The sequence below is a fragment of the Streptomyces sp. NPDC046900 genome (assembly GCF_040644975.1).
GTDB lineage: Bacteria > Actinomycetota > Actinomycetes > Streptomycetales > Streptomycetaceae > Streptomyces.
In genome coordinates this window covers 1-21,798 of the sequence record NZ_JBEYXD010000112.1, presented here as the reverse complement: position 1 = coordinate 21,798, position 21,798 = coordinate 1, and the positions used below count along the sequence as shown (strand labels likewise).

At 70.7% G+C, this 21,798-nt stretch carries 25 protein-coding genes; 13 read left to right on the top strand and 12 right to left on the bottom strand.

Going from position 1 to position 21,798, the window contains the following annotated elements; genetic code table 11:
- Window positions 1-190, bottom strand: a 190-nt coding sequence (locus tag ABZ904_RS45335) for an ArsR family transcriptional regulator (RefSeq protein ID WP_361829985.1), incomplete at its 3' end; no start/stop codon positions are given.
- 99 nt (window positions 191-289) lie between these two features.
- Here ABZ904_RS45335 and ABZ904_RS45330 point away from each other — a divergent pair.
- The 4 genes from ABZ904_RS45330 (at window position 290) to ABZ904_RS45315 (ending at window position 2,184) form a co-directional block, all read left to right on the top strand.
- The gene (locus tag ABZ904_RS45330; protein WP_359408361.1) at window positions 290-712 is read left to right on the top strand and encodes an SRPBCC domain-containing protein; all 423 of its coding nucleotides are present in this window, start codon (window positions 290-292) and stop codon (window positions 710-712) included.
- 74 nt (window positions 713-786) lie between these two features.
- On the top strand, window positions 787-1,356 hold the full coding sequence (locus ABZ904_RS45325) for a TIGR03086 family metal-binding protein (RefSeq protein WP_359408364.1): 570 nt from the start codon (window positions 787-789) through the stop codon (window positions 1,354-1,356).
- A gap of 40 nt (window positions 1,357-1,396) precedes the next feature.
- A complete protein-coding gene (locus ABZ904_RS45320; RefSeq protein ID WP_359408367.1) occupies window positions 1,397-1,861 on the top strand; it encodes an SRPBCC family protein in 465 nt (154 codons plus the stop codon).
- A gap of 128 nt (window positions 1,862-1,989) precedes the next feature.
- On the top strand, window positions 1,990-2,184 hold the full coding sequence (locus ABZ904_RS45315) for a DUF5999 family protein (RefSeq protein ID WP_361829982.1): 195 nt from the start codon (window positions 1,990-1,992) through the stop codon (window positions 2,182-2,184).
- Window positions 2,185-2,191: 7 nt separating this feature from the next.
- Here ABZ904_RS45315 and sigJ read toward each other — a convergent pair whose 3' ends face one another.
- From sigJ to ABZ904_RS45300, 3 genes are all read right to left on the bottom strand, one after another.
- A complete protein-coding gene (gene sigJ, locus ABZ904_RS45310; RefSeq protein WP_361829980.1) occupies window positions 2,192-3,085 on the bottom strand; it encodes an RNA polymerase sigma factor SigJ in 894 nt (297 codons plus the stop codon).
- 83 nt (window positions 3,086-3,168) lie between these two features.
- Window positions 3,169-3,912, bottom strand: coding sequence for a PIG-L deacetylase family protein (locus ABZ904_RS45305; protein ID WP_361002478.1), 744 nt, complete (start codon window positions 3,910-3,912; stop codon window positions 3,169-3,171).
- 108 nt (window positions 3,913-4,020) lie between these two features.
- Entirely contained in the window at window positions 4,021-5,322 is a 1,302-nt protein-coding gene (locus ABZ904_RS45300; protein WP_359408457.1) for an alpha/beta fold hydrolase, read from the bottom strand.
- 654 nt (window positions 5,323-5,976) lie between these two features.
- Here ABZ904_RS45300 and ABZ904_RS45295 point away from each other — a divergent pair.
- Window positions 5,977-7,311, top strand: coding sequence for a SpoIIE family protein phosphatase (locus tag ABZ904_RS45295; RefSeq protein WP_359408460.1), 1,335 nt, complete (start codon window positions 5,977-5,979; stop codon window positions 7,309-7,311).
- Between the two features lie 139 nt (window positions 7,312-7,450).
- The gene (locus ABZ904_RS45290; RefSeq protein ID WP_361829977.1) at window positions 7,451-8,488 is read left to right on the top strand and encodes an MASE1 domain-containing protein; all 1,038 of its coding nucleotides are present in this window, start codon (window positions 7,451-7,453) and stop codon (window positions 8,486-8,488) included.
- A gap of 49 nt (window positions 8,489-8,537) precedes the next feature.
- On the opposite strand, the gene ABZ904_RS45285 is transcribed toward ABZ904_RS45290, so the two are convergent.
- Window positions 8,538-9,380 (bottom strand): helix-turn-helix transcriptional regulator, encoded by an 843-nt coding sequence (locus ABZ904_RS45285; protein WP_361829975.1) that lies wholly within the window; start codon window positions 9,378-9,380, stop codon window positions 8,538-8,540.
- Window positions 9,381-9,482: 102 nt separating this feature from the next.
- Here ABZ904_RS45285 and ABZ904_RS45280 point away from each other — a divergent pair, with 102 nt between their 5' ends.
- The 6 genes from ABZ904_RS45280 to ABZ904_RS45255 all read left to right on the top strand — a co-directional run bounded on the left by ABZ904_RS45280 (window position 9,483) and on the right by ABZ904_RS45255 (window position 15,270).
- Window positions 9,483-10,190 (top strand): SDR family NAD(P)-dependent oxidoreductase, encoded by a 708-nt coding sequence (locus tag ABZ904_RS45280; protein ID WP_361829973.1) that lies wholly within the window; start codon window positions 9,483-9,485, stop codon window positions 10,188-10,190.
- Between the two features lie 113 nt (window positions 10,191-10,303).
- Window positions 10,304-11,059 carry a (Fe-S)-binding protein gene (locus ABZ904_RS45275; RefSeq protein WP_359408472.1) on the top strand — a complete coding sequence of 252 codons (756 nt, stop codon included), beginning with the start codon at window positions 10,304-10,306 and terminating at the stop codon, window positions 11,057-11,059.
- Window positions 11,056-12,531: a LutB/LldF family L-lactate oxidation iron-sulfur protein gene (locus ABZ904_RS45270; protein ID WP_361829971.1), complete on the top strand. Its 1,476-nt coding sequence runs from the start codon at window positions 11,056-11,058 to the stop codon at window positions 12,529-12,531. The genes ABZ904_RS45275 and ABZ904_RS45270 overlap by 4 nt, the downstream gene beginning before the upstream one ends.
- The gene (locus ABZ904_RS45265) at window positions 12,528-13,175 is read left to right on the top strand and encodes an LUD domain-containing protein (protein WP_361002495.1); all 648 of its coding nucleotides are present in this window, start codon (window positions 12,528-12,530) and stop codon (window positions 13,173-13,175) included. The genes ABZ904_RS45270 and ABZ904_RS45265 overlap by 4 nt, the downstream gene beginning before the upstream one ends.
- Window positions 13,176-13,197: 22 nt before the next feature.
- The gene (locus ABZ904_RS45260; RefSeq protein WP_359408481.1) at window positions 13,198-14,352 is read left to right on the top strand and encodes a betaine/proline/choline family ABC transporter ATP-binding protein; all 1,155 of its coding nucleotides are present in this window, start codon (window positions 13,198-13,200) and stop codon (window positions 14,350-14,352) included.
- A 177-nt stretch (window positions 14,353-14,529) separates the two neighbouring features.
- Entirely contained in the window at window positions 14,530-15,270 is a 741-nt protein-coding gene (locus ABZ904_RS45255; protein ID WP_359408484.1) for a DUF4142 domain-containing protein, read from the top strand.
- Between the two features lie 48 nt (window positions 15,271-15,318).
- Here the strand turns inward: ABZ904_RS45255 and ABZ904_RS45250 are convergent, their stop codons facing one another.
- The 5 genes from ABZ904_RS45250 to ABZ904_RS45230 all read right to left on the bottom strand — a co-directional run bounded on the left by ABZ904_RS45250 (window position 15,319) and on the right by ABZ904_RS45230 (window position 18,970).
- Window positions 15,319-15,840, bottom strand: coding sequence for a MarR family transcriptional regulator (locus ABZ904_RS45250; protein WP_361002500.1), 522 nt, complete (start codon window positions 15,838-15,840; stop codon window positions 15,319-15,321).
- Window positions 15,841-15,942: 102 nt separating this feature from the next.
- Window positions 15,943-16,878, bottom strand: a complete 936-nt coding sequence (locus ABZ904_RS45245; protein WP_361002503.1) for an ABC transporter substrate-binding protein — start codon at window positions 16,876-16,878, stop codon at window positions 15,943-15,945.
- A complete protein-coding gene (locus ABZ904_RS45240; RefSeq protein ID WP_359408508.1) occupies window positions 16,875-17,546 on the bottom strand; it encodes an ABC transporter permease in 672 nt (223 codons plus the stop codon). Before ABZ904_RS45240 ends, ABZ904_RS45245 begins: the two co-directional genes overlap by 4 nt.
- Window positions 17,543-18,223 (bottom strand): ABC transporter permease, encoded by a 681-nt coding sequence (locus ABZ904_RS45235; protein ID WP_361002506.1) that lies wholly within the window; start codon window positions 18,221-18,223, stop codon window positions 17,543-17,545. Before ABZ904_RS45235 ends, ABZ904_RS45240 begins: the two co-directional genes overlap by 4 nt.
- Before the next feature lie 87 nt (window positions 18,224-18,310).
- Window positions 18,311-18,970, bottom strand: a complete 660-nt coding sequence (locus ABZ904_RS45230; protein WP_361002509.1) for a UdgX family uracil-DNA binding protein — start codon at window positions 18,968-18,970, stop codon at window positions 18,311-18,313.
- Between the two features lie 128 nt (window positions 18,971-19,098).
- On the opposite strand from ABZ904_RS45230, the gene ABZ904_RS45225 reads away from it, so the two are divergent.
- The gene (locus ABZ904_RS45225) at window positions 19,099-19,455 is read left to right on the top strand and encodes an ANTAR domain-containing protein (RefSeq protein WP_359408499.1); all 357 of its coding nucleotides are present in this window, start codon (window positions 19,099-19,101) and stop codon (window positions 19,453-19,455) included.
- Window positions 19,456-19,717: 262 nt separating this feature from the next.
- On the opposite strand, the gene ABZ904_RS45220 is transcribed toward ABZ904_RS45225, so the two are convergent.
- Entirely contained in the window at window positions 19,718-20,512 is a 795-nt protein-coding gene (locus tag ABZ904_RS45220; RefSeq protein ID WP_359408511.1) for an RNA polymerase sigma factor SigF, read from the bottom strand.
- Between the two features lie 301 nt (window positions 20,513-20,813).
- Window positions 20,814-21,798: alpha amylase C-terminal domain-containing protein (locus ABZ904_RS45215; protein WP_361829967.1), on the bottom strand; the 985-nt coding region annotated here is incomplete at its 5' end.

The window sequence follows — 21,798 nt, the reverse complement described above, 5'->3', positions numbered from 1 at the left end:
ACGGCCGCGGCGGTGTCGACCCAGAGCCAGGTGGACTCCTGGCGGGTGAGCATACCTTGAGGTGCTGCGAGACCGCCCCGAAGGTGACGTCGAACCGCTCGGCGATCTCGCCCGCGGACAGCTCGGCGTCCCAGACCAGGCGAAGGATCTCGCGCCGTCTGGGTTCAGCGACCGCCCGTACCGCATCCACGGACATCATTTTAGCCACCACTACAGCTTGCAATCGAGTGCCGTGTCATTTTAGTGTCAGCTAAAGCAAACGCATCGACGGGAGTAAGGAGCGCGTGCCATGGCCGACATCGCCATGCAGTTGCACATCGAGGCCGACCCGGAGGCCGTGTATACGGCGATCTCCACGACCGAGGGGATCCGCGGCTGGTTCACCACGACCGCCACCGCCGACGAGGCCGTGGGCGGTGTGCACGAACTGCGCTTCCCGGGCGTGCCGGAGCCGTGGCGGCTGCGGGTGACGCAGGCGGAACCCGCCAAGCAGCTCGTCCTGACCGGTGAGAACGGCCCCTGGACCGGCACCGTCCAGACGTACGAGGTCCTGCCGCGCACCGAGGGCGGTGTCACCCTGCGCTTCACGCACAGCGGATTCCCCGCGGTCGACGACGCCTACCGGGACTTCACATACGGCTGGGCGACGAAGTTCGTCCAGCTCAAGGCCTACGCCGAGACGGGCGAGCCCGCGCCCTTCTTCGCCGGCTGACCCGACTGCGCGTCACCTGCCCGGCCCCGCACCGACCCCCGCCGGAACCACCGGCACACCCGAGGAGGAACACCATGTCCCAGCACAGCACGCTGTACCCCGCCATCAAGGAATGCGCCGACGCCGTCGCGGCCATGGCCGCCGGCATCGGCACCGAGCAGCTCGACGACCCCACCCCGTGCGAGAAGTTCACCGTCGCCGAACTTCTCGACCACCTCGGCGGGACACTCATGTCGTCCGCGCGGGCCGCCCGCAAGGAGCCGCTGGTCCCGGACGAGGACGTCTCCACGGCGATGCCGGCGCTCGTCGCCGAGTCGGCCGTACTGGCGGCGGCGGCATGGGCCGACCCCGCGGCGTACGAGGGAGTCTGCGAGTTCGGTCCGGGAGAGATGCCCGCAGGCTTCGCGGCCGCCATCACCCTGCAGGAACTCGCCCTGCACGGCTGGGACCTGGCCCGCGCCACCGGCCGGCCGTTCACGCTCGGCGAGGACACCGCACGGGCCACCCTCGGTGTCGTCGAGCAGATCGCCGAACAGGCCCGCTCCACCGGCGGCTACGCACCGCCCGTGCCGGAGTCCGCCGGCGCCCGCGCCTTCCAGCGTGCGCTCGCCGCCAGCGGGAGGAACCCTGAGTGGCACAACTGATCACGGAGAGGACCCCCGACGACAAGGCATCGGAACCGGTATGACGATCGACGAGACGGCGGAACGCGTGATCCGGCTGCCACCCGGGGAAGTGGCCGCGTACGCCATGGACTGGCGCAACGATCCCGAGTGGACCCAGGGCATCCGCACGGCGGAGCTCACCCACGAGGCGGACGCAGGCGGCTTCGGCGTCGGCGCCGAGGTCACCCGCACCGCGTACTTCCTCGGCAAGCGCATCGACTACGTGCTCCGCGTCGCGGCGTACGACCCACCGGAACTGCTCGACATGGTGTCCGTGGCGGGCCCGATGCCCATGCACGTCACGTACACCTTCGCCGCCCACCCGCAGGGCACACTGGCTCGTATCCGGGTCCGGGGCAAGGCCGGTCGCCACTACCGTCTGGCCGCGCCCATCATGGCGAGGCAGGTCCGCTCCTCCATCGGCAAGGACCTGCGGGACCTCGAGCGCAGACTGCCGGCGCCGCCGGGAGGCATGCACTCCTGAGCCCGGCCGGCCCCCGCCCTGAGGGAAGGCTCACCGTGGAGTCTCCTGCCCGTGGCGGTCCACTCATCCGTACGACAACAAACTCCGCTACCACGGAGGTACACGTCGTACGACCCTGGAGGGACGTCATGTGCACGCACCTGCCTCCGTGCCCATCGGCCGACCGGTCCGACCACGACACCGCCGTGGTCGTCTCCGCCCACCCCGAGCAGAGAAGGAACCTGCTGTGCAACGGCACCATCGTCTTCGACGACACCGGCGAACTGCTGCCCGACGGCCAGACCGTGGCCCCGTTTCGCACGACGGCGAGGACGGGAGTCTGACCCAGGGTCATGACCCCGTCGCAGTGAGGCCGAGCCGCCCCAGCCGCTCGGGGTCCGACAGGATATAGATGCCCGTGATCCTGCCGTTCACGACGGTGACGCCCATGACCGACACCGGCCGGCCCTCGGGCGCCGTGACGACGCCGACGGCGCCGTTGACCAGGGCGAGCCGCGCGTACCGGGAGTACCGCCGGAACATGAGCGCCCCCTTGGCGACGGTGGCCGCGCCGCGCACCACCTTGGAGGCGGCCGCACCGCGCACCAGCGGGCCGGAGTCCGCCCGCAGCACCACCTCGGGGTCGAGGACGGCGACCAGGGCGTCGAAGTCGCCGGCGCGCGAGGCCGCGAGGAACGCCTCCACCGCCTCGCGCTGCCGACCGAGGTCAGGATCGGACACGGGCTCCGCGCCCTGCACCCGTCGGCGGGCGCGGCTGGCGAGCTGCCGGGTAGCAACCGATGTGCGCCCCACGATCGGAGCGATGTCGTCGAAGGGCACGGCGAACATGTCGTGCAGCACGAAGGCGAGGCGCTCGGCAGGCTCCAGTGTCTCCAGCACCACGAGGAGGGCCAGCCCGACCGAGTCGGCGAGCAGCATCTCCCCTTCGGGATCCACACGCTCCAGCGGGGTGACGACGGGGTCGGGGACGAAGGCGTCCGCCATGGGTTCCTCACGGCGCGCGGTGCGGGAGCGCAGCATGTCGAGGCAGATCCGGCCCACGACCGTGGTGAGCCAGCCGGCGAGGTTGGTCACCTGGCTCACATCGGAGCGGCTCAGCCTCAGCCACGTCTCCTGTACGGCGTCGTCGGCCTCGCTCAGCGAGCCGAGCATCCGGTAGGCCACGGCCCTGAGATGCCCGCGATGTGTCTGGAAGCGCTCGGCCAGCAGTTCCTTGTCGTCCATCGATCCCCGTTTCGAAATGCCGTCGGCATGGGCGCAGAAGACGATCGAAGCACGGCTCCGGCACTCCCTCGGAACCTGACCGGCTAGCGGCCGAAAAGCTCGAACGCAACGGCCGGTTCGCCGCCGAACCGCTCGCCCGCGGCCTCGGCATGGGAGGTCAGGAACGACCGTGGGTATGTCTCCGGGTCCTCCTGTGTCAACGCCTCCAGGTACGTGCTGTGTTCCAGCAGCGAGCGCACCGCTCGCTCCAGGCCCGGCGCCGCCCGCACGGCGTGGGTCGGCGTCGCGGAACTGGCGACGGCGACCCAGCGGACGCCGTTCCAGGGCTCGAGGCCCCGCTCCGCGAGCTCCGGGAAGATCCACCGGTTGCCGGCGTCGGCCGCCGCGTCGAGCGTGGCCCGTCCGACGGCCACATGGTCCGGCGTGTTCCAGGCCGTCCCGAACCAGGTGTCACGGTGGTTCAGGGTGAGGACCAGCTCGGGGCGGTGCCGCCGGATCGCGGCCGCGATGTCCCGGCGCAGCGCGACGCCGTACTCGACGACCCCGTCACGGTGGTCGAGGAACTCCACGGTCGACACCCCGACCGCCGCGGCGCTCGCCCGCTGCTCCCGCTCACGCAACGGTCCGCACACGGCGGGCTCGAGCGAGTCGATGCCCGCCTCGCCGCGGGTCGCGAGGAGGTACGCGATCTCCCGGCCGCCGTCAGCCCATCCGGCGATCGCCGCCGCGCAGCCGTACTCGAGGTCGTCCGGATGGGCGACGACGGCGAGGGCTCGCCGCCAGTCCTCGGGCATGGGTGCGAGTCGGTCCTTCCGCGGCCCCGTCATGGCCGCAGACTAGTGCCGCCGCCCGTCGGCCGGAGTGGAGGGGCGGCGCTGCCAGGGATCAGTGCGGTGACCAGGGCACCGCCCCGGATCAACCGGCCCGGTCCTCCGTCAGACCTCGTCCCGCGCCAGCGCCAGCAGACGGTCCAGGACGCGGGGGCCGCTCACGCGGACGCCGTCGTGTTCGAACTCGTTTGTGACCCAGGTGCGCAGACCACGGACCGTACGGGCCGTCTGCAAGGAGTGCGCTGCGTCGACGTACATGTCGTCGTGGTAGATCGCCGCGGCCACCGGCACCTCGTTGGCGGCGAGGCGGGCGGCGTCGTACAGGGGCGTCCAGTCGGTGCGCTCGGCCAGCAGGTCGGCGGTCTCGCGCAGCGGGCGCAGCGCCGGGTCGGTCTCGAACGTCCACGGGTGCACGGACTCGCCCGTGAACAGGACCGGGCCGTCGCCCGCCAGCGCCTTCGCGGCGTCGAACTGCGGGAAATGACCGCGCATCCGCTCCGCGGACCAGCCGGTGGGCCGCTCGTCCTGGCCGTAGGTCGCCTCGTGGACCAGTGCGTACAGCGGGTGCCCCGCGTACGAGAGCAGGCCCTGCACCTGCTCCTGGAAGGCGTCCGAGAGTTCGAAGCCCTGAGCGGTCCTGACGAAGGCGCCCTCCAGAAGAAAGTGCAGGCGGTGGGTGCCCTCGCCGCCGCCGAGGAGGATGCCGAGGGACTGGAAGGCCTCCACGGTGAGCTTGTAGCCACCGTTGAGGACGGGCTCGTGCTGGAGCACGTACTCCGCGATGCGGCGGGCGCGTTCCACGTCCTGTGGGTAGCGGGCGTAGTGCGCCGCGACCTTGCTTTCGATACGCGGGTACGCGGCCCGGTAGACGTCGTCGGCGTGCGCGTCGAGGGAGGGCAGTCCGCCGGTGATCAAGGCCGCGCGCAGTCCCTCCGGGGCGGTCGAGAGGTAGTTCACGGCGCAGAAACCGCCGAAGCTCTGGCCGAGGACCGTCCACGGGTCGCCACCGGTGACCTGCGGGCGGATCGCCTCGCAGTCGCGGACGATGGAGTCCGCGCGGAAGTGAGCAAGGTAGTCGGCCTGTTCGCGGGGGCCGCCGCGCAGCGGGAGCGTCTGGCGGTTGGCGGGCGTGGAAGCGCCGGTGCCGCGCTGGTCGAGCAGGAGGACGCGGTACTCCTCGAGGGCCCGGCCGAGCCATGCCTGCTGTCCGATGAAACGATTCGCCCCGAAGCCGGGGCCCCCTTCGAGGTAGACGAGCCAGGGCATACCGGCGTCCGCCTTGTCCGCGGCGACGACCTCTCGCGCGTACAGCTCGATCGTCTCGCCTCCGGGATCGTCATGATCGAGGGGCACGGTGAAACGGCGATCGGTCAGGACGACGCCGGGCTGGCGGTAACTGAGGCTCAACAGTGCTCCCGGGGACGGACGGATTTCCAGGCCGCGTCCCAGTTCAGCACACGATCCTGTGGTGCCGTGAGCCGGGGATCAAGAAACCTCTACTGACCGGCTGCTCAGCCGGTTTTGCCCACCCGAGCGTGCGGGAGCCGCCCTCGGGCCCTGCGGGCCGCGTTCACGCCCCGCGGGGCCCGAGGCGCGCGGTCCCTCACCGCCCGCGGCGCCCCGGCCGAGGCACAGCGGTCCGGGAGCACCCTCGACGCGGACGCCGTACTCATGAAGGTCTGCGGTACCGACGCGCGACCGCCCCTCATCGGCGTCCGCGACGAACGGGAACTCGCCGCCGATCCGCTCGCCGCGTACCGTCGTTTCGACGGACGGAAAAGATCGACGCTGAGCGGGTCGGCGGACGACAGGCCGGCCGGAGCGCCCGCGCTTCGCCGACTCGGAACGACGCACAGGCCGGGTCCGTCCCCCACGGACCCCGGCCGGAAGGCGGGGCACCATGGCATGCCGCTTCCGGAGTAATCGGCGGTCCGGGGTGTCAAAGCGTGTCACGCGATGGTGTTGGTGATCACGGTCGGGTCAGGAGGCCGGGATGTACGGCTCGCGTGAGTGGCTGTACGAGCGGATCCGTCGCGGCCGGCGGGCAGACAGGCGCTCGTGATGGCAGGGGACAAAGGGGCGAGGGAACCGAAGCAGCCGAGCCTTCCCGCGCTGCGGATGCGTCTGCGTGACGAGCTGGGCCGGATCGACGAGCAGTTGCGCGCCCTGCTCGCCGCCGTGGACCGGCTGGAGGGCCTGCTCAACGCGGTGGTGTCCATCAGCCGCGAGGTGGAGCTGCCCGCGGTGCTGCACCGCATCGTGAGCACCGCCATGGACCTGGTGGGCGCCCGCTACGGGGCGTTGGCAGTGCTCGACGAGTCCGGCGAGCACGTGGATCAGTTCATCGCCGTCGGTCTGTCCGAGCGCGAACGCGCGGACCTGGACGCGGTCGGCCTCCCTCTCGGGCGAGGTGTCCTCGGGTATCTGATCCGCCACCCCGAACCCCTGCGGGTCGACGACATCTCGGCCCACCCGGCCTCGGCCGGATTCCCCCCGGGACACCCGCCACTGCGCACCCTGCTCGGGGTCGCCGTCCGCACCCGCGGTCATATCTACGGCGATCTCCTCCTCTCCGAGCGGCACGACGGGCGGTCCTTCGACGTCCACGACGAGCACGTCCTGGTGGCCCTGGCCAGCGCCGCCGGCATCGCGATCGACAACGTCCGCCTGTTCGAACGGATACGCAACGCATCCGAACAGTTCCAGCGCCTTCTGCTGCCGACCCTGCCCGATCTGCGGCCTTTCACCGCCGCCGCCATCTACCGGCCCGCCGCGGAGCCCAGCCGTCTCGGTGGCGACTGGTACGACGCCGTGCTGCTGCCGGACAACGTGGTGGCGATCGTCATCGGCGACGTGGTCGGCCATGATCTGCACGCCGCCGCGGCCATGGCCTGCACCCGCAACATGCTGCGCGCCCTGCTGTTCGAGCGCGGCAATCCGCCCGGCTCGGTCCTCGCCCAGCTCGACCGCACCATGCAGGCGATCACCGACAATCCGGTCACCACCACGAGTCTGGCCCGTATCGAACCCGAGGGCCCGGCCTGGCGGCTGCACTGGAGCACGGCGGGCCACGTCCCGCCGCTGCTGATGAGCCCGGACCAGCGGGTGGAATACCTGTTCGCGGAGCCCGGACTGCCACTCGGGGTCGACCTCGAGCAGTCCCGCCCCAACCACACCCGTCTGCTCCCTCCGGACACCACGGTCGTCTTCTTCACCGACGGGCTCATCGAACACCCCGGCCACCCCATCGACGAGAGCCTGGACGAGCTCGCCGCGCTCGCCGCCGACCACGCCGCCCTGTCCCTGGAGGACTTCGTCATGGCCCTCGCGGACAACCACCCCAGCGACGGCCACGACGACATGGCCATCCTCGCCCTGCGTACACCGCGGGCCTGAGGCACGCTCTGAGCGGGTCCGGGGACCGGAAAGTCCCCGGGGACGGGCCCACCGCCCACCCGGATCGCGGCGGTTCCCCGCAGACCCGCCGAGCCGCGGACCGGCGCTGGCGTGGTGGATCCGGCCGGACCGAAGGACCATGGACTACGGGGCGATGCCGATGGAGAGACCTCCCGATGCTGTCGCACGGCGTGAACGGCTGCGGCGGGCCGGTGTGGCCACGTTGGAGATCTGCGCCGTCGCCGCGCTGTACTACGCCTCCGGCAAGTTGGGGCTCCTCCAGCAGCTCGTGCGCGGCCAGGTCACACCGCTGTGGCCGCCGACCGGGATCGCCCTGGCCGGCCTGCTCATCCTGGGCCTGCGGGTCTGGCCGGGCATCGCACTCGGCGCGTTCCTGATCAACATCTCGCTCGGTCCGTCGCTCCCCGCCGTCCTCGCGATCGTGTCGGGGAACACGCTCGCACCCATCTGCTCGTACCTGCTCCTTCGCCGTGCGGGGTTCCATACGGCGATGGACCGTCTGCGGGATGCGCTCGCCCTGGTCTTCCTCGGTGCCTTCGTCGGGATGCTCATCAGCCCGACGGTGGGCGCCGGCGCCCTGCTCCTCGCCGGGGTGCTGTCTTCCGGTGAGTTCTGGCCCACGTGGTCGGTCTGGTGGACCGGTGACGCGATGGGCGTCCTGGTCGTCGCCCCGGTGCTGCTCGTGCTCCGCTCGGCACACCTGCCGAAGAACGTGCCGGCCTCCCGCTCCCTGGAAGGGTCACTGCTCGTGGTGGCGACCGTCTGCACCGGAATCCTCCAGGCCTCCCACACTCCGCTGCTGTTCCTCGGTTTCCCGGTGCTGATCTGGGCGGCCTTCCGTTTCCAGCGGGCCGGAGCCGCACCCTGTGCCCTTGCCGTGTCGGCCTTCGCGATCGTGGCCGCTGCCCGGGCCACAGGACCGTTCGCAAACCATGACCTGCTCACCAACATGATCACTCTGCAGGCGTTCAACGGCTCTGCCGCGCTGACCGCGCTGCTGATCGGGGCGGCCGTGACGGAACGCAACCAGACGCAGAGGGAGATCGAGCAGGCCTGCAGACAGCTCGCCGACATGGTCGAGAGGATCGACCCCGGGGGCGGCCATCGCCCGGAGCCGCCGGAGCACGAAGGCGACGACGAGGAGGAGGGCGGCTGAGGAACCTCGAAGGCGCACGCGCGCCGGGCCTCACCTCAAGCGGGCACGGTCACCCGACGAGCTCCTGGGTGCCGAGCACCGTGAGAAGGGCGAGGCGTTCGGCGTCCTCGGTGCCGGGATCGGCCGTGTAGATCATGATGTGCAGGTCGGAGCCCGCCACTGTGAGCACGTCGCAGTCCAGTGTCAGGGTGCCCACCTGGGGATGATCGATGGTCTTGCGCGCGGCCTCGTGGCGGCCGACGGTGCCGGAGTCCCACAGCTCGGCGAACCGGTCGCTGCCGGCCCGAAGTTCGGCAACCAGCCGCCGCAGCCGCCGATCGGCCGGATAGCGGTGGGCGGCCGACCGCAGGTCGGCGACCAGTGCGGCCTCGAACGCGCGCCGGGACTCGGGGGTGTGCCGGACACGGGTGTTGCCCTGGCCCACCAGGTGACGCCACACGGCGTTTCGTTCGTTGCCGCGCCACCGGGACGGATCGCCCATCAGGGCCGCGTACGGTGGGTTGGCCATGAGCAGCGTCCAGGAGGCGTCGGAGACCGCCACGGGCGTCCCGGTCAGTCTGTCCAGCAACCGCTGCACGCTCGGCGTGATGTGTGTGGGTACCGTGTCCGGACCCGGCGGTGCCAGACCGGCCAGCCGGAACAGGTGTGCGCTCTCGGTTCCCGACAGCCGCAGGGCCCTGGCCAGCGCCTCGACGACCTGCGCCGACGGATGGGAGGCGCGACCCTGTTCGAGTCGGGTGACGTAGTCGACGGAGATCCCGGCCAGTTGGGCCAGCTCCTCACGGCGCAGTCCGGGCGCGCGGCGGCGCTCTCCCGCGGGCAGCCCGGCCGCCTCCGGCGGGACCCGGTCACGCCAGCGGCGCACCGCCCTGCCGAACTCCGCCGTCGTCATGCCCACCAGTGTGCACCGCCGGCCGCGAAGCATCCTGGTACCGGCAGTCCCAGGAAGGCAGGGTCCCTGGCTGACCGCACTCCGCGGTCGGACTCTTGAGACATGACGACAACACTGATCACCGGAGCGAACAAGGGTCTCGGATTCGAGACCGCCCGCCGACTGCTCGAGGCGGGCCACTCGGTCTACATAGGCAGCCGGGACGCCGAACGCGGGCGCCTGGCCGCCGAACGACTCGGCGCGCGCCTGGTCGTCCTCGACATCACCGACGACGCGTCCGTCGCGGCCGCGGCGAAGTCGATCGAGGCCGAAGGCGGGCTGGACGTGCTGGTCAACAACGCCGGTATCGAAGCGCGGACACCGGACGGTGGCGTGCCAGGAGCCGCGGACCTGACCGCCGACGCGATGCGGACGCTGTTCGACACGAACGTCTTCGGCCTGGTGCGCGTCACCCAGGCGTTCCTGCCGCTGCTCCAGCGCTCCGCGGCCCCGGTCGTGGTCAACGTGAGCAGCGGGCTGGCCTCGCTGACCCGGGTCAGCGCCGAGGGCACGCCGACGTACGCCTACCCGGGTGTCGCCTATCCGGCGTCGAAGGCCGCGGTCAACATGATCACGGTGCAGTACGCGAAGGCGTTCCCTGGCATGCGGATCAACGCGGTGGAGCCCGGTTACACCGCCACGGACCTGAACCACCACACCGGCATCCAGACCGTCGAGCAGGGCGCCGAGATCATCGTCCGAATGGCACAGGTGGGTCCGGACGGCCCCACGGGGGGCTATTTCGACGTCGAGGGCCCACTCCCCTGGTAATGATCGTGGTGGACGGCGAGGTCCGGCTCACCCTGTCGTGAGCCGGGGACTCCCCGAGGCCGCCTCCGCGGATTACGCTGCACTGATCCGATGACCGATCACTAGGAGCCGCGATGCGTGTCGCTCTGTTCCTGACCTGTGTCAACGACACGCTCTATCCGGACACCGGTCGTGCCGTGGTGAAGCTCCTGACCAGGCTGGGCGTCGACGTCGATTTCCCGATGGCGCAGACGTGCTGCGGTCAGGCCCACTACAACACGGGCTACCGGCATGAGGCCGAGCCGCTCGCGGTGAAGTTCTCCGATGTCTTCCGGGAGTATGAAGCCATCGTGACCCCGTCCGGGTCGTGCGGGGCGATGGTGCGGGAGTTGTATCCGCGTCTCGGTGAGCGGGCGCGGGCGGAGGGGCGGGGCGACAGGCTGGCGGCCACGCTGGCGCCGGTGGTCCCGAAGACGTACGAGCTGACGGAGTTCCTGGTGGACGTGCTGGGCGTGACGGACGTCGGCGCGTTCTACCCGCATCGGGTGACGTACCACCCGACCTGTCACGGGCTGCGGAGCCTGGGGCTGGGCGAGCGGCCGCGTCGGCTGCTCCAGGCCGTCAAGGGACTGGAGTTGGTGGAGTTGCCGGGGGCCGAGGAGTGCTGCGGGTTCGGTGGCACCTTCGCGGTGAAGAACTCCGATGTCTCGGCGGCGATGGGTGTCGACAAGGTGCGCAACGCGGAGTCGACGGGTGCCGAGGTGCTGTGCGCCGCCGACAACTCCTGTCTGATGCACATCGGCGGGACCATGACCCGGCTCGGCACGGAGATGCGGCCGGTGCACATCGCGGAGATCCTGGCCAGCACGGAAGAGGAGCCGGCCCTGTGAGCGGGACGTATCTGGGGATGCCGGCCTTCCCGAAGGCCGCGCACGAGGCGGTGGGCAACAAGACGCTGCGCGGGAATCTGCGGCACGCCACGCACACCATCCGGGCCAAACGGGCCAAGGCGGTCGCGGAGGTGTCCGACTGGGCGGCGCTGCGGGAGGCGGGCCGGCAGATCAAGGACCACACCCTGCGGCATCTGGACCGCTACCTGGTGCAGTTGGAGGAGGCGGTGACCGCCGCGGGCGGCACCGTCCACTGGGCCGCGGACGCGGACGAGGCCAACCGGATCGTCACCGAACTGGTCAAGGCCACGGGGCAGTCGGAGGTCGTCAAGGTCAAGTCGATGGCCACCCAGGAGATCGGGCTGAACGAGGCGCTGGAGGCGGAGGGCATCCGCGCCTACGAGACCGATCTCGCCGAGCTCATCGTGCAGTTGGGCAAGGACCGGCCCTCGCACATCCTCGTCCCCGCCATCCACCGCAACCGCGGCGAGATCCGCGACATCTTCCGCAGCCAGATGGGCCAGTGGGGCCGCCCGGCCCCCGAAGCACTGACCGACACCCCGGCCGAACTCGCCGAAGCGGCCCGCCTCCACCTGCGCGAGAAGTTCCTGCGCGCCAAGGTCGGCGTCTCCGGCGCGAACTTCATGGTCGCCGAGACCGGCACGCTGGTGGTGGTCGAGTCCGAGGGCAACGGCCGGATGTGCCTCACCCTGCCGGAGACACTGATCTCGGTGGTCGGCATCGAGAAGCTCGTGCCGACCTGGCGGGACCTGGAGGTGTTCCTGCAGACCCTGCCCCGCTCCTCCACGGCCGAGCGCATGAACCCCTACACCAGCACGTGGACCGGCACCACAGGAGGCGACGGCCCGCACACCTTCCACCTCGTCCTGCTCGACAACGGCCGCACCGACACCCTCGCCGACGAGGTCGGCCGCCAGGCACTGCGCTGCATCCGCTGCTCGGCCTGCCTGAACGTCTGCCCGGTCTACGAGCGGGCCGGCGGACATGCCTACGGCTCGGTCTACCCCGGCCCGATCGGCGCCATCCTCAGCCCCCAACTCCGCGGAGTGCACAGCGACATCGACGCCTCACTACCGTACGCGTCCTCACTGTGCGGAGCCTGCTACGAGGTATGCCCCGTCGCCATCGACATCCCCGAAGTGCTGGTCCATCTACGGGAGCGGGTCGTGGAAGGCGGCAGCGTGACGCAGGCCGGCAACAAGGTGGTCCTGAAACCGGCCAAGGGACACGCCGCCGAGCGGGCCGCGATGCGCGCAGCCCGCTGGGCCTTCACCCACCCCGGCGCCCTGCGCACCGGCCAGCGCCTCGCGTCGCGCTCGCGCCGCTTCCATCCGCGGACGCTGCCGGGCCCGGGCAGGGCGTGGACCGCGAGCCGGGACCTGCCGGCCGTGCCCACGGAACCCTTCCGCGACTGGTGGCAGCGCACACACGGCGGAAAGGACACGAAGTGAGCAGCAGGGATCTGATCCTGGGCCGGGTACGGCGCGCGCTCGCCGACGTCACCCCGGACGACACGCCGTACGAGCAGACCGTTTCCCGCAGTTATCTGTCGCGGCACGGCGAGCGTTCCGTGGCGCGGACAGTGGATCTGCTCGCCGAGAACCTCGCGGACTACCGGGCGCTCGTGCACCGGGCCGACGCTCCCGGGCTGCCGTCGGTCCTGGAAGGACTGCTCTCCGCACACGGCGCCCGGACCGTGCTGGTCCCGCCGGGGCTGCCGTCGAACTGGCTGAGCCTGAGCGGCGTCGAGCAGGTCCCCGACCGCGCGGACGACACGCCGCGCGACCTGGACCGCGTCGACAGCGTGGTGACCGGCTGCACGGTGGCGATCGCCGAGACCGGCACCATCGTGCTGGACGGCGGCCCGGATCAGGGCCGCCGCCGGATCACGCTCGTCCCCGACCATCACATCTGTGTCGTCCGCGTTCCCGGGCAGGTGGTGTCGTCCGTGCCCGAGGCTCTGCGGCGGCTCGACCCGACACGCCCGCTGACCTGGATCTCCGGGCCGTCCGCGACGAGCGACATCGAACTGGACCGGGTCGAGGGGGTGCACGGTCCACGCACCCTTGAGGTGGTGCTGGTGAGCGAGGAGTGACCGGCGCCCTTAGCGTGAGGGAATGATCCGGTTCGAGGAGGTCGCCAAGCGCTATCCGGACGGTACGACGGCCGTGGAGAAGCTGTCCTTCGAGGTCGCGGAGGGCGAGCTCGTCACGCTGGTGGGACCGTCCGGCTGCGGCAAGACGACCACGATCATGATGGTCAACCGGCTCGTCGAGCCCACGTCCGGCCGGATCTTCCTGGGCGGCGAGGACATCGCGGCCGTCGACCCGGTGCGCCTGCGCCGCCGGATCGGCTATGTGATCCAGCAGGTGGGCCTGTTCCCGCACCGGACCGTGCTGGACAACGCGGCCACCGTGCCGTCCCTGATCGGCTGGAAGAAGGGGCGGGCCCGGGCGCGCGCCGAGGAACTGCTGGACCTCGTGGGCCTGGACCCCAAGACGTACGGGCCGCGCTACCCCGACCAGTTGTCGGGCGGCCAGCGTCAACGGGTGGGCGTGGCACGGGCGCTGGCCGCCGATCCGCCGGTCCTGCTGATGGACGAGCCGTTCGGTGCGGTCGACCCGGTGGTGCGGGAGCAACTGCAGGACGAGTTCCTGCGGATGCAGGCGGCCGTGCGCAAGACGGTGCTGCTGGTGACACACGACATCGAGGAGGCGGTGCGGCTCGGCGACCGGATCGCGGTGTACGGGCAGGGGCGGATCGAGCAGTTCGACACGCCGGGGGCGGTGCTGGGCAGGCCCGCGACACCGTACGTCGCCGGATTCGTGGGCGCCGACCGGGGACTGAAGCGGCTTTCGGTGACGGAGATCGAGCCGGGCGATCTGGAGCAGCCGCCGGTCGCCCGGCTGGACGAGCACGCCGAGCGGGCTGCGGCGAGGCTGCACGCGCAGGGCGCGCGCTGGGCGGTCGTCCTCGACGCGGACGGCGATCTGCACGGCTGGGCCGGGGCCGGCGAACTCGGCACGGGCGGCCTGGTGCGTGACCACGCCCACCGGATGAACTCCTGGGTCCCCGTGGGTACTTCACTGAAGCAGGCCCTCGGGGTCATGCTCCAGCACGACGCCGGATGGGTGGCGGTGCTGGACGGAGCACACTTCCTGGGCGTCCTGACCCCGGCCAAGCTCCACGAGGCACTGCGGCGCTCCGTGGACGCGGAGGCGCGGGGCGTGCCAAGGGGGCAGGTGCCGTTCGACTCGGTGGCGGACGCGTAGCCGGCGCGAGGCGGCCGGTTGCGGCTCGGGGGCGTCAGTCGGGCACGTGCCCGCCACTCCACACTCCCTGTGACGCATGACACACACGAGCGTGCAATTTTTTGCACAGGGCAATGATGGATCCGCCCGGCCCGTCCGTACCTCCTGGCGTACGAGCCGTTCGCCTCTGGAGAGAGCATGCCCATTTCCCGCAACTTGGCAGGAACCGTCTTCGTGGCCGGCGCACTGGGCCTGACCCTCACAGCCCTCGCCTACCCCGCGATGATCGGCGTCCAGACCACGTCCAGTTCCCCGGACCGCGTCATCGCCAACACCCGCTACGGGCCGCTCACCGAGGCGGACCGCGACTTCGTGGTCAAGGTGCGTTCCGCCGGGCTGTGGGAGTACCCGCTGGGCGAGATCGCGCTGAAGAAGGGCTCCACTCCCGAGATGCGGGAAGCCGGCAAGCACCTGATCGTCGGGCACGCCGGACTCGACGCGATGTGCCGCAAGATCGCCCCCGAGCTGGGCATCACCCTGCCCAACCAGGCCACTCCGCAGCAGCAGCAGTTCGTGGCGACCTCGGACGCCGAGTCCGGCAAGCAGTTCGACATCACCGCCGCCAACATCATGCGCGTCACCCATGGGCAGATCTTCCCGGCCATCGCCAAGATCCGCGCCACCACCAAGAACACGCTCGTGCGCCAGCTCGCCGACCTGGCCAACGACACCGTGCTCGACCACATCACCGTGCTGGAGAAGACCGGCACGATCAACTTCGACCAGGTCCTCTTCCAGGAGACCACCCCGCCGAAGCTGCCCAAGGACCAGCTCACTCCGCCGCCGCCGCAGCCGGGCGCCCCGATGGTCGTGCTCACTCCCCGCCCCGACCTGAACATCAACACCGCCTCCCCCGCGCCCAGTCCGACGGTCGGCTGATCCGCGGCTGCCGGAGCCGGTACCGGTGAGCCGGAGGCGGTACCGCGGCTACCCGGCGGCCACCACCCAGCCGAGCGGATACGGCTCCGGATCCTCCGCCTCGAGGGCCGGCGGTTCTCCCCCCGCCTCGTTGAAGGCGGCCAGGGCCTCGACGAGCGCCTCCCGCTGGCTGGGGGTGAGCCGTTCGACGATCGCGGCGACCTCGGCACGGCGGCGGGCGGTGACGTCGACGACGGTGTTCCGCCCCTCCTCGGTGAGCCGCAGCAGCGTCTCGCGGCGGTTGTCCGGATTGGTCTGACGGTCGGCCAGCCCGGCCGCGATGAGCCGGTCGACCATGCGCATCGCCGTGGAGGGCGCCACCTGAAGCAGGTCGGCCAACCCGACCAGCTTGGTGGCACCCCGGGTGGCCAGCACGACCAGCATGCGGAACTGCGGCAGGGTGACCCGCTCCTCGACCTCGGCGAGGGAACGTGCCGAGACCGCGACCAGAAGCCGGGACGCGGCCAGGACCGCCCGGGTGACCGCGTCGACGTCGTCCATGGCCCCCGACCGGGTCTCGCGCTGCGGCATAGGCCTTTTCTACCGCGCCGCGGCGGCCGCCCTGCCGCCCGATGGGAACACCTTTCCGTTCTCATGACCGCTTCACTGCCTGCGCTTTCGCCGCCCGCACCGTCACTTCAGCAGGCCCCGGTCCTCGAGGTACCTGCGCGCCACGTCCTCGGGCAGTCGCCGCCGGCTGTCCACCTGCCGGTTCAACGTCGCCAGGTCCTGCGTGGTGAGGACGGAGTTGAGAGCGCCGAGGGCCTTGGCGACGCGTTCGCCTCCCGCGCGGGAGCGGTTGACGACCGGGACGACGTAGTCCGCGTTCTGCAGGTGCTTGTCGTCGGCGAGCAGGACGAGCCCGAACTCGTCGAGGGTCGCGTCCGTCGTCGTGGTCAGCACCATCTGGTCCTGCCCGCTCTGCACGGCACGTTTGGCCTGGGTGGTGCCGACGCCCTTGGGATCGACGCCGGTGATGTCGATGCCGTACACCGTCTTCAGGCCGGGTTCGCAGTACGGCCGGCGCACGCATTCGTCGCCGGCCGCGAGCCGGACCGGGAAGCCCGACCGGCCGAGGTCGCTCAGTGTCCTCAGGTTGTGTTCGCGGGCGTAGGCCCGCGTCACCGCGAAGGCGTTCTGGTCGACCGCCCGGCCTGGATCGAGCACCACGAGCCCGCGGGGAGCGGTCAGTTTCCGCAGGGCGGCCATCGTGGCGGCGAGGTCGGGTGAGCCGGCGGGGGCCGCCCCGGCGCCGTTGGTCCTGGCGCCCAGCCAGTCGGCGAAGGTGGCCGCGTACTCCGGGACGACATCGATCTGCCCCGACTCCAGGGCCGGTTCGTACAGTTCGCGGTTGGCGACGGTCAGCATGGACGTCTTGTATCCGGCCTGGTTCAGCAGCAGTGCGTACATATGGGCGAGCAGATCGCTCTCGGTGAATCCGGCCGAGCCGACGCTCAGATGCCTGCTGTCACCGGGCGGCGCGGTGACCCGGCCGCGGGTCTCCAGCGAGGGGCCCGTGCTACAGGCGGCGACCAGCAGCACGCTCGCCAGCGCCGCGTACCGTCTCACGGCGAGCCTCGGGTCCAGCGCGGTGCCAGCCGCTCGACGGCCTCGAAGACTCCTTCGATGATCAGCGCGAAACCGGCCACCAGGAAGGCCCCGGCGACGACCTGCGGCGTACTGGCCAGATTGAAACCGGCGGTGATGATCCGGCCGAGCCCGCCACCGCCCGCCAGCGCGGCGATCGTGGCCGTGGCGACGAGCTGCACCGCGGCGATCCGCACCCCGTTCAGGAGCATCGGCAGGGAAAGCGGCAGCTCCACCCGGAGCAGCGTCTGCGGGCCGGTCATTCCCATCCCGCGCGCCGCCCGCACCACGTCGCGGTCGACTTCGCGCACTCCGACATAGGCGTTGGTGAGCAGCGGCGGCACGGCGAACAGGACCAGGGCGACGACGGTCGGACCCTCGCTCCAGGTGCCGACCGGGGTGAGCAGCAGCAGCACCAGCACGGCGAAGGTGGGCACCGCGCGACCGATGTTGGAGAGGTTGACGGCGAGCGCGCCGCCCTTGCCGAGATGTCCCAGGACGAGCGCCGCCGGCAGCGCGATCACACAGCTGGCGGCCAGACAGACGGCGGTCAGGACGAGGTGCTGCACCAGCCGGTGCCAGATGCCCTCGTCGCCGGTCCAGTGGGCCGGATCGGTGAGCCAGCCCCAGGTGTCGCCGAGAGTCCTCATCCAGGTCTCGCCCTGGCCCAGGGCGTGATCAGCCACTGCACGGCGAGCAGCAGCAGATCGGCCACCACCGCGATCACCACGCAGAGCACGGACGCGGTCAGCACCTGCGCCCTGAAGTACGTGTTCATCCCCGCGTAGATCAGGTTCCCGAGCCCGCCGAAGCCGACGATGGCCCCGACCGTGACCAGCGAGACCGCCGAGACGGTGGCGATGCGGAGCCCGGCCATGGCGGCGGGCAGGGCGAGCGGCAGCTCGACGGTGAGAAGCAGCCGGATCGGTCCGTACCCCATGCCGAGCGCGGCCTGCCGGGTGTCCTCGGGGACGGCGCGCAGACCGGCGAGGAGGTTGCGGATCAGCACGGTGAGCGAGTAGAGGACGAGGCCGGCGACGACCAGCCCCGCCGACAGCCCGTACAGCGGCAGCAGCAGCGAGAACATCGCCAGTGACGGGATCGTGTAGAGGATCGTGGTGGCGGCGAGGACCGGACCCGCCGCCCAGCCCCAGCGCCGCGCCAGCACGGCCAGCGGTACGGCCACAAGCAGGCCGATGGACACGGACAGGGCGGTCAGCTGCAGATGCTGGAGCACCGCGTCCAGCAGGATGTGACGGCGCGTGCGCAGATACTCCCCGCAGATCCATTCGTTGCGGGCGAGGCAGTCGTCCGGGGGCGCGGTCACCCGTCCATTGCACCGGCCCTTGGAGCGGGGACGCTCGTTGTGCTGACCCGTCCGAGGTGCCGCCTGCCGGACCGCCGCTCCGGCCCCCTACGCGTTGCCGTTCAGCGCTCGTGCCACCACCTTGAGGTCGGACACCAGACCCGCGTAGGCGGCCTCCCGGTCGTCGGCGCGCAGGATCGCCGAGGGGTGCACGGTCGCGACGACGTACTGCTCCTCGTCGGTGCCGGGCATCGGCAGCAGACTCCCCCGGTCCTTGGTCACCCGGAAGGAGCCGCCCAGCAGCGCCTTGCCCGCGGTCGCGCCGAGGACCACCACCACCTCGGGGCGGACCAGGTCCAGTTCGGCGCGCAGCCAGGGCCGGCAGGCGGAGATCTCGCGCAGACCGGGCGCCTTGTGGATGCGGCGCTTGCCGCGTGCGGCGACGGTGAACTTGAAGTGCTTGACCGCGTTGGTGACGTACGCCGTGTCCCGGTCGACACCGGCCTCCGCCAGCGCCTTGTCGAGGAGGCGGCCGGCCGGGCCCACGAAGGGTTCCCCGGCGCGGTCCTCCTGGTCTCCGGGCTGCTCTCCGACCAGCACGACCCGGGCGGAGACCTCTCCCTTGCCGAAGACGGTCTGGGTGGCGTTCTCGTACAAGGGGCAGCCATGGCAGCCGGCCGCGGCGCGCCGGTACGCCTCCAGGCCGCCGTCACGCGGCAGGAACGGAGTGGCGTCAAAGGCGCTCGGCCAGTCGTCGGAACGGCTCATACCTTCACCTCCGGGGCTCCGGTGCCGGGTCCCGCAGTACCCCTTCCCGGCTCGCACACACATCGCCGTATGGTGACCATGGGAAGGAAGCCCGACATCGCCGCACGCCACCCGACCCGGAGGGGACGATGACCTCGAAAGCCCGTCCGGAGCATGAGGGGCCCGACGCCACCGGCCCGGACTCGGAGCGGATCTTCCAGCTGGAGGAGGAGGTCGGCCAGCTCAAGGAGGCCGTGAGCTCCCACGCGGTCGTGGATCAGGCGATCGGCATGCTCGTCGCCCTGGGGCATGTCACCCCGGACGAGGGGTGGCAGGTGCTGCGGGAGGTCTCCCAGCACGCGAACATCAAGCTGCGCAACATCGCGGAGATGATAGTCATCTGGGGACGCGACGGGGATCTGCCGGATCATGTGCGCGTCCTCCTGGAGGAGACACTCGACCGCTACGGTCCCACCCGGCTTCCCGAGGACCCGCCGCCGCAGTGACGCCTTCTCACACCACGCAGGTCCCTTCGTTCATGGCTCTGGGGTGCTCCTCCCGTCGCCCATAGTGAGTCAGCCGGCCTGAAGTGTGTTTCGAATACCCTCTCGCGGATAGTCCGGAAAGGGTCGGCGCACTGGCCAAACCGTTCCCGGGAGGGTTCGGCAGTGAGCCCACCGCAAACGGCCGTCCGGTCGATGAGCGGCCGGGCGGCCGGATGCCGGCCGACCCCGCGGACGAGGGGGGCCGGCAGGACGGACCGGGACATCAGGCGGTGTCGGCCAGTGCCTCCTCGCGCACCCGTGCGCAGCAGCCGCTGAGCAGACGTGAGACGTGCATCTGGGAGATGCCGAGCTGGTCCGCTATGCGGCTCTGGGTCATACCGCGGAAGTAGCGCAGGTACAGGATGGTGCGCTCGCGCTCGGGCAGCGACTCCAGACACGGTTTGACCGCCTCGCGGTCGACGATCAGGTCGTAGCCGGAGTCGGACTCGCCGAGTGCGTCGCCCAGCGCGTACCCGTCGTCGCTGCCGGCCACCTCGGCGTCCAGGGACAGCGCGGTGAAGCTGTCCATGGCCTCCAGGCCGATCCGCACGTCATCCTCGCTGAGGTGTGCGTGCTCGGCGATCTCGGCGATGGTCGGGCCGCGCCCCGGAGTCTCCTGCGAGAGCTCCTTGGCCGCGACCCGTACCCGGTTGCGCAGATCCTGGACGCGGCGGGGTACGTGCAGGACCCACATGTGGTCGCGGAAGTGCCGCTTGATCTCACCGGTGATGGTCGGGATCGCATAGCTTTCGAAGGCGTACCCGCGTGCCGGGTCGTAGCGGTCGACCGCCTTGACCAGGCCCAGTGCCGCGACCTGGCAGAGATCCTCGACGGATTCGCCCCGGCCGCGGTAGCGGCGGGCTATGCGTTCGGCCATGGGGAGCCATGACTCGACGATCTCGTCACGAAGCTCGTGCCATTCGGGGCCGCCGGACAGACCGCGAAGCCGTACGAAGGCCTCGGTGGTATCGGGGGCGTCGTCGTGCGGGTGCTGCTTCGCTTTGACCGTGATGCGCATGGTGCTCTTCAACTCCCTCAAGGGGCTGATTGGACAGTCACCGTTGGGAGGGCGCACTCACAGGCACACGGGAAACACACCCGGGGTCTGGTGGGCCAGCTCCCACGGACGTGCCTCCTGTCCGAAGCACTAGTAAGAGCCATTCCCGAATTCCACTACGCCAAACAATTCACCCGGCGAGTCACTCAGGGCGTTCTCTCGATTCCCGCTGGTGACACCGGGCGACTGTCGCGGGAATTGCGTTCCGGGAATTCTCCGGGAAATTGGCGAATCGGCATAGCCAGGGATGATCCGTGGCGGATCAACGTCCCGGAGGCCGCCGCACGGAACGCTCGGCGCCCGGCCCGGGGACGGGGCGCAGCCACACGGTGGCCAGCGGGGGGAGAGTGAGACGGATCCGGCCGCCGGACCCGGGCTCGGACAGGACCGGGTCGGGGTTGTGGACGTCGCTGCCGCCGTACCTGGCCAGGTCGGTGTTGAGCACCTCGTACCAGGCCGGGACCTCACCGGGGACATCCAGGCGGTAGTCGTGGCGCACGACCGGGGAGAAGTGGGAGACGGCCAGCAGTGGTGTGCCCTCGGCGTCGTAGCGCAGGAACGCGAACACGTTGTCGTCGGCGGCGTCGCCCACCACCCACTGGAAGCCGGACGGCTCGGTGTCGCGCTGCCACAGCGCCGGCGTGTGGCGATAGCCCGAGTTGAGGTCACGGACCAGGTCACGCACGCCCCGGTGGTCGGCCTCCGCCCCGTACGCCGGGTCCAGCAGCCACCAGTCAGGTCCGTGTTCGTGCGACCATTCCCCGCCCTGGGCGAACTCCTGCCCCATGAACAGAAGCTTTTTGCCGGGGTGGGCCCACATGAAGCCCAGATAGGCACGGTGGTTGGCGCACCGCTGCCACCAGTCGCCCGGCATCTTCGACACCAAGGACTGCTTTCCGTGGACCACCTCGTCATGGGAGATCGGCAGGATGTAGTTCTCGCTGTAGGCGTACACCATCGAGAACGTCATCTCATTGTGGTGGTACTTGCGGTGCACCGGGTCCTTGGAGGCATAGACCAGGGAATCGTGCATCCAGCCCATGTTCCATTTCAGGCCGAACCCCAGACCGCCGAGGCCGCTGGGCCCCCTGTGGTCGGTGGCGCGGGTGACGCCGTCCCAGGCGGTGGATTCCTCGGCGATGGTGACGACGGCGGGGCAGCGGCGGTAGACGGTGGCGTTCATCTCCTGCAGGAAGGCCACGGCGTCCAGGTTCTCGCGGCCGCCGTGCTCGTTGGGCCTCCACTGG

What these genes read in the sequence shown, in the direction of transcription:
- ABZ904_RS45330 (WP_359408361.1), top strand. Translation starts at nt 290, where the DNA reads ATGGCCGACATCGCCATGCAGTTGCACATCGAGGCCGACCCGGAGGCC.
- ABZ904_RS45325 (WP_359408364.1), top strand. Translation starts at nt 787, where the DNA reads ATGTCCCAGCACAGCACGCTGTACCCCGCCATCAAGGAATGCGCCGAC.
- ABZ904_RS45320 (WP_359408367.1), top strand. Translation starts at nt 1,397, where the DNA reads ATGACGATCGACGAGACGGCGGAACGCGTGATCCGGCTGCCACCCGGG.
- ABZ904_RS45315 (WP_361829982.1), top strand. Translation starts at nt 1,990, where the DNA reads ATGTGCACGCACCTGCCTCCGTGCCCATCGGCCGACCGGTCCGACCAC.
- sigJ (WP_361829980.1), bottom strand. Translation starts at nt 3,085, where the DNA reads ATGGACGACAAGGAACTGCTGGCCGAGCGCTTCCAGACACATCGCGGG.
- ABZ904_RS45305 (WP_361002478.1), bottom strand. Translation starts at nt 3,912, where the DNA reads ATGACGGGGCCGCGGAAGGACCGACTCGCACCCATGCCCGAGGACTGG.
- ABZ904_RS45295 (WP_359408460.1), top strand. Translation starts at nt 5,977, where the DNA reads ATGGCAGGGGACAAAGGGGCGAGGGAACCGAAGCAGCCGAGCCTTCCC.
- ABZ904_RS45290 (WP_361829977.1), top strand. Translation starts at nt 7,451, where the DNA reads ATGGACTACGGGGCGATGCCGATGGAGAGACCTCCCGATGCTGTCGCA.
- ABZ904_RS45285 (WP_361829975.1), bottom strand. Translation starts at nt 9,380, where the DNA reads ATGACGACGGCGGAGTTCGGCAGGGCGGTGCGCCGCTGGCGTGACCGG.
- ABZ904_RS45280 (WP_361829973.1), top strand. Translation starts at nt 9,483, where the DNA reads ATGACGACAACACTGATCACCGGAGCGAACAAGGGTCTCGGATTCGAG.
- ABZ904_RS45275 (WP_359408472.1), top strand. Translation starts at nt 10,304, where the DNA reads ATGCGTGTCGCTCTGTTCCTGACCTGTGTCAACGACACGCTCTATCCG.
- ABZ904_RS45260 (WP_359408481.1), top strand. Translation starts at nt 13,198, where the DNA reads ATGATCCGGTTCGAGGAGGTCGCCAAGCGCTATCCGGACGGTACGACG.
- ABZ904_RS45255 (WP_359408484.1), top strand. Translation starts at nt 14,530, where the DNA reads ATGCCCATTTCCCGCAACTTGGCAGGAACCGTCTTCGTGGCCGGCGCA.
- ABZ904_RS45250 (WP_361002500.1), bottom strand. Translation starts at nt 15,840, where the DNA reads ATGCCGCAGCGCGAGACCCGGTCGGGGGCCATGGACGACGTCGACGCG.
- ABZ904_RS45240 (WP_359408508.1), bottom strand. Translation starts at nt 17,546, where the DNA reads ATGAGGACTCTCGGCGACACCTGGGGCTGGCTCACCGATCCGGCCCAC.
- ABZ904_RS45230 (WP_361002509.1), bottom strand. Translation starts at nt 18,970, where the DNA reads ATGAGCCGTTCCGACGACTGGCCGAGCGCCTTTGACGCCACTCCGTTC.
- ABZ904_RS45225 (WP_359408499.1), top strand. Translation starts at nt 19,099, where the DNA reads ATGACCTCGAAAGCCCGTCCGGAGCATGAGGGGCCCGACGCCACCGGC.
- ABZ904_RS45220 (WP_359408511.1), bottom strand. Translation starts at nt 20,512, where the DNA reads ATGCGCATCACGGTCAAAGCGAAGCAGCACCCGCACGACGACGCCCCC.